Below are 5,648 nucleotides of genomic sequence, written 5' to 3'. Positions count from 1 at the left end.
AGCTCCGGGAATTATTTCTCGGGGCTTTTTTTTATAATATTTTGGGCGTGCCCCTGCGGGTCAGGCTTTCGCCTGTATCTTTTTGGATATTAGTCGGAGCGCTACTCAAAGTCGCTCCCCGACTTTAATATCCAAAAAGGATGCCGGCTCTATCCTTCACGCAAGAGGATGAATAGAAAAAGAAAGAAGGTTTTCTTTATTTATTTTTCATTCTCAAAACTGTTGCGAAAGGATGTGAAACAACTACGAAGTAATCATGAACACCAAAATAAACACTCGTGAATAATCCTTCACGTAACAGGATGAATGGAAAAATAAAGAAGGTTTTCTTTATTTATTTTTTCATTCTCAAAACTGTTGCGAGAGGATGTGAAACAACCCTTCACGCTTTCGGATGCGAAGCAACTACCAAGTAATGGTAAAGGGACCTCCTTTACAAAGTTAAAGGGACATTGTTTACACTTTTAAGGTGTCCCAATTCTTAATAAATCAATTCAGATTGAAGTTGGTGAAACTGTTCTGAAAAAATACGATGTAAAAGAATGTACTGATAGTGAGTTTTGATTTACCAATATAAAATAATTAAGGCCACCAGGGCGAGCAATCCGTTATAGTTTCTGCAATAATTAATACTCAACTATTTCACAGAAAGGAGCTTCACCAGGTCGCTCTTTTGGCGATAGTTTCATAATTAATTATTGTAAAAAACTGCCACTCATATCACTGGTGGAAACAATGAAAACATTTAAAAATGTGATCAATTTTACCAGTGATAATTTACTCTCCAATAATAAAGCGTAAAAAATACACTATAAGAAAATACAAGTAGCCCATTTCTTACTTTAACTCAGACAATACCCCTAACACAAATAAAAGAAACAATCAAACACACCTATCCTTTTCATCTTTAACACTTAGCATTTTCAACACTCAAAGTTTATTCATATAAAAACAATCATATGCATTATTTTTTCACAAAATAAATTTAGGTTATTGTATTTGAGACACTAAATTTGGTGTACCTAATACACTAACCATGAAATATGTTTCTTCCTAAAGCTTATTTTCAACAATAATTAACAAACAATAAGTCTGGGTAAAAACTAATTGTGCTTAATGAACACAATTAAGTTTTTAATCTGGATTTGACTAAACCAACATTAAAAAATGAGGAATTTTAACATGCTATGGCTATTATTGCTGTTCAGCAATTTAGCTTCGGCTCAGGTGGGTATTGATCTCCAATACCCAAATGCCGACCAATCAATCACAATCACTTACGATGCATCATTAGGAAACGCCGCCTTGGCAGGTAGCGAATCAATATATATGCATTCAGGAGTTGTATTAGACAAACCTACCGGAACAGAGTGGAATAACTCTGTAGGTAACTGGGGAGAAGATGATGGTTTAGGTAAAATGACATCAATTGGAAACAATAAATGGCAAATTACCATTACCCCACGAAATTATTATTCAGTTGATTTGAACCAGAACATTTTCCGTTTAGCTACTGTATTCAGAAACGCTGAGGGAACATTAGTTGGAAAAACAGCCGATGATAGAGATATTTATATTGACATCGACCCCGGTTTTTATGTATTGTTCACAAATCCTGACAGCGAATCTATGTTTGTTAAAACAAGTGAAAACTTTACACTTACAGCTGAGACACCTTCTACGGCAGAGTTTAAATTATACATAGACAATCAACTAAAAAGTACACAAAGTAATACAACATCTATTAATTACACGTATTCTTTCTCTGGTGCAGGAAATCACACTGCGAAAATTGTAGCAGAAAACGGTTCAGTAATAAGAGAAAAAACAGTTTCCATTAATGTAACTGATGATTCACCTATTCAGGAACTTCCTTCCGGAATGAAAGACGGAATAAACTATATTGATGACAATACAGTTTTATTAAACCTTTTAGCCCCTGATAAGGATTTCGTTCATGTAACAGGAACATTCAACAACTGGGCTATTGAAGACCAATATCAGATGAAGAGAACTCCTGATGGTGAACGTTTTTGGATCTATATCCACAACTTAACCAAAGGACAGGATTATATTTTCCAGTATATAGTTGACGGTAAAATCAGAATCGCTGATCCATTTGCTGATCAAATTGCCGATCCTTGGAACGACCAACACATTCCTTCTTCTACATATCCAAACTTAGTTTCGTATACCGATACAGATAAAGGAATCGCATCAGTAATTCGTACAGGACAAGAGACATTCTCATGGCAAGTAGAAAATTTCCAGGGAGTACCGCGTCAAGAATTAATGATTTACGAATTATTAATTCGCGATTTTACAGCTGAACACTCTTATAAATCAGTTGCAGACTCAATTCAATACCTTAAAAAATTAGGTGTAAATGCTATTGAATTAATGCCTGTAAATGAATTCGAAGGAAATGAAAGCTGGGGATACAACCCGTCATTTTTCTTTGCTGCAGATAAATATTACGGACATAAAGATGAACTTAAAAAACTTATCGATGTAGCTCATCAAAATGGAATTGCAGTTATTATTGACATGGTTCTAAATCATGCATTCGGACAAAATGTTATGGCCCGCATGTATTGGGATGATGCAAATAATAAACCGGCATGGAACAACCCTTGGTTTAATCAGGATTCTCCAAATACATGCTGGAGCTGGGGAAGCGATTTCAACCACGAAAGTCAATATACAAAAGCCTTTATGGATAAGGTAACTAAATACTGGCAGGAAGAATACAAAGTAGACGGTTTCCGTTTTGATTTTACTAAAGGATTTACCAATACACAAAACTGTGGTTGGGATTATGATGCCTCTCGTATTGATATCTTAAAACGAATGGCCGACCAGATTTGGACAGTAAATCCAAATGCATACGTAATACTTGAACACTTAACTGCTGAAACCGAGGAAAATGAATTAGCAGCATACGGTATGCTACCATGGAAGCGTGTTGACGAGCAATACAAAGAAGTTATATCAGGTCATCAACTTAATGAAGCCGCTTTTGGTAGTGCTCAAAATGGTGGACGTATTGTTTACATGGAAAGTCATGACGAGGAAAGAATAATGATGCAAAACCTTAACTACGGAGCAGATTTAGGGGGTTATGATATAAAAGATCTACCAACTGCACTTGACCGTATTGAGATGGGAGCTGCTTTTCTTTACACTGTTCCGGGACCTAAAATGATTTGGATGTTCGGAGAACAGGGTTATGATTATTCAATCGACTATAACGGTCGTGTGGGTAATAAACCTCTTGTTTGGCAAGAATATATGAGTGATCCTAACAGAAGAGATGTATATGAAACTTTCTCAAAACTTTTAAACCTTAGAAAGGATCATCCTGTTTTCACGCAAGGATATTTCTCATGGAACGATATTGGCGATACTCGCCAGATTAAAATCACCCATGAAACTATGGATGTAGTTATTATTGCAAACTTCGGAACAAGCACAACCTCTATCACTCCTGATTTTCCACATACAGGAACATGGTACAATCATTTTAGCGGACAGGAATACGAGGCAAACGGAAGCGACTATGTATTGGCTGCAGGACAGTGGGAATTATTTACTTCTAAAAAAATTGATGATTCAGCCGTATTAGCCCCTACTTCATTATCTGCATCAACTAATTTAGCTGACATAAAACTAACATGGATAGACAATGCAAGCAACGAAACAGCATATATAATTGAACGCTCTACAACTTCAGGAACAGGATTTACTACAGTTGCAACAATAGGAGCAAACTCTACAAGTTATACTGATTCAAATTTGGCTGATGGTAAATATTTCTATCAGGTAAAAGCAATTAATAACAGTAATGAAAGTGCTTATTCTAACGAAGCAAACTCAAGAATTGGTGAAGTTGCGGGATTAACAGTTTACATCAAAAACAACGCAAACTGGAATTCTGTAAATATTCATTACTGGAATAACATCCCTGATGTATTACCGGCATCAGCTTGGCCAGGTCCGAATATGACTGATGAAGGAGACGGATGGTATTCATATACCTTTGAAGGAGTAGAAAGCACAAATCTGCTATTTTCAAATAACGGAGCTGATAAAACAGGAGATATGTTCCGCGACAAAGACGGATGGAACGACAATGGTATTTGGTACGATACCGATCCACGTAATAACCCTTCAAACGGATTAAAAATTCACTTTAAGCCAAACGAATATACAAATCCTACTATTTATTACTGGGCTACAACTCCTGAAACAACTGCTACAACATGGCCGGGAGAACTTATGACAAACGAGGAAGATGGATGGTATACATATACTATTGATGGTGCCGACTGTTCGAACATAATCTTCTCAAATAACGGCACTTCTCAAACACCGGACTTAGAACATTGTACTGAAGCATGGTATGATGAAGCAAGTGGAGTGTGGTATAACAATAAGCCTACACCAACAACAGGCTTAACTGTTCACTTCAAAAAACCAACACACTGGACTTCTGCCTACATACACTATTGGAATGTTGTTCCGGTAATGGAACAAACTACATGGCCGGGTAATGAGATGACAGCAGAAGGAAATGACTGGTATGTATATACTATTGATGGAGCAAGCAGTGCAAATATTATTTTCAATAACAATGGAGGAGAACAAACCGTTGATCTATTCGCTGACTCGGAAGACTGGTATGATAACGGGTGGACTTCCGTCATCGGCAAAAAACTTTCGGTAGAAAACGGTGAAGTTGCATCTTTAATGTTACATCAAAACTACCCTAATCCAATTGCTAACGGATTCACTACACTACGTTTCGACCTTAGTGAGCGAATGGATATATCTATTGATATTATAGATATGACAGGTAAAACTATTGCTTCTCCCGTTAATGGTACATACAACTCGGGAAGCCATAAGGTGATTTTCCAAACCGAAAAACTTAATGATGGAATTTACATTATGAAACTTACCACAGCTACGACATCAATTTCAAAACAATTAATAATTAGATAAACAAAAAAGGCTGTCTCAAATAGTATTAACAACAACTCTTTTGAGACAGTCTTTTATTTTACATCAAACACACATAAAGCACAACAAATAAATATTAGAAATGAGGATTTTAAATTACTTCTATTGTTGGCAAGCTTTCAGATAATATCTCTTAACGCCTCGGCACAGGTAGATTTCAGAGAAGAAAGCATCTACTTCTTACTAACAACACGTTTTTTTGACGGAGATTCGTAAAATAATGTCCCAAATGAAATGAACGATGAAGCTCTAGTTATATTACTTTTTCTCCTTTATAAAGCTGTAATTGTTTTCGCATCCCAGGTTGATACAATTATGGTTGCGAGTAAATGACAGAATGCTTTAAAGTATCATGATAAAGCTATTTTTTTTCAGTCCTGGAGGGAATTTACCTTTGTAGCAGAATAATTTCATGTTAGATAATAAGCTCCGTAGGAGCGTTACAAAATCTACAAAATGGTAAATAATTTTTCATTCTCAGGCCAGTTGCAAGAAGATGTAAACCATCCTTAACGCATAGGGCTAAAATTCGAAGATTAAACTTTCATTTTCCTCCCCGATTACATACTTTCGAATATCAAAACCAGAATGATATGCAATCAATAGTTAGAAATAAGAACTTTATA

At 36.0% G+C, this 5,648-nt stretch carries 1 protein-coding gene; it reads left to right on the top strand.

Features of this window, described 5'->3' with window-relative positions:
* The first annotated feature begins 1,167 nt into the window (after positions 1-1,167).
* Positions 1,168-5,004, top strand: coding sequence for a starch-binding protein (locus ABFR62_12720; GenBank protein MEN8139286.1), 3,837 nt, complete (start codon positions 1,168-1,170; stop codon positions 5,002-5,004).
* The last annotated feature ends 644 nt before the right edge of the window (positions 5,005-5,648 follow it).

This window comes from Bacteroidota bacterium (assembly GCA_039714315.1).
Classification (GTDB): Bacteria; Bacteroidota; Bacteroidia; order Flavobacteriales; family JADGDT01; genus JADGDT01.
This window is presented reverse-complemented; position numbering and strand designations above follow the sequence as displayed.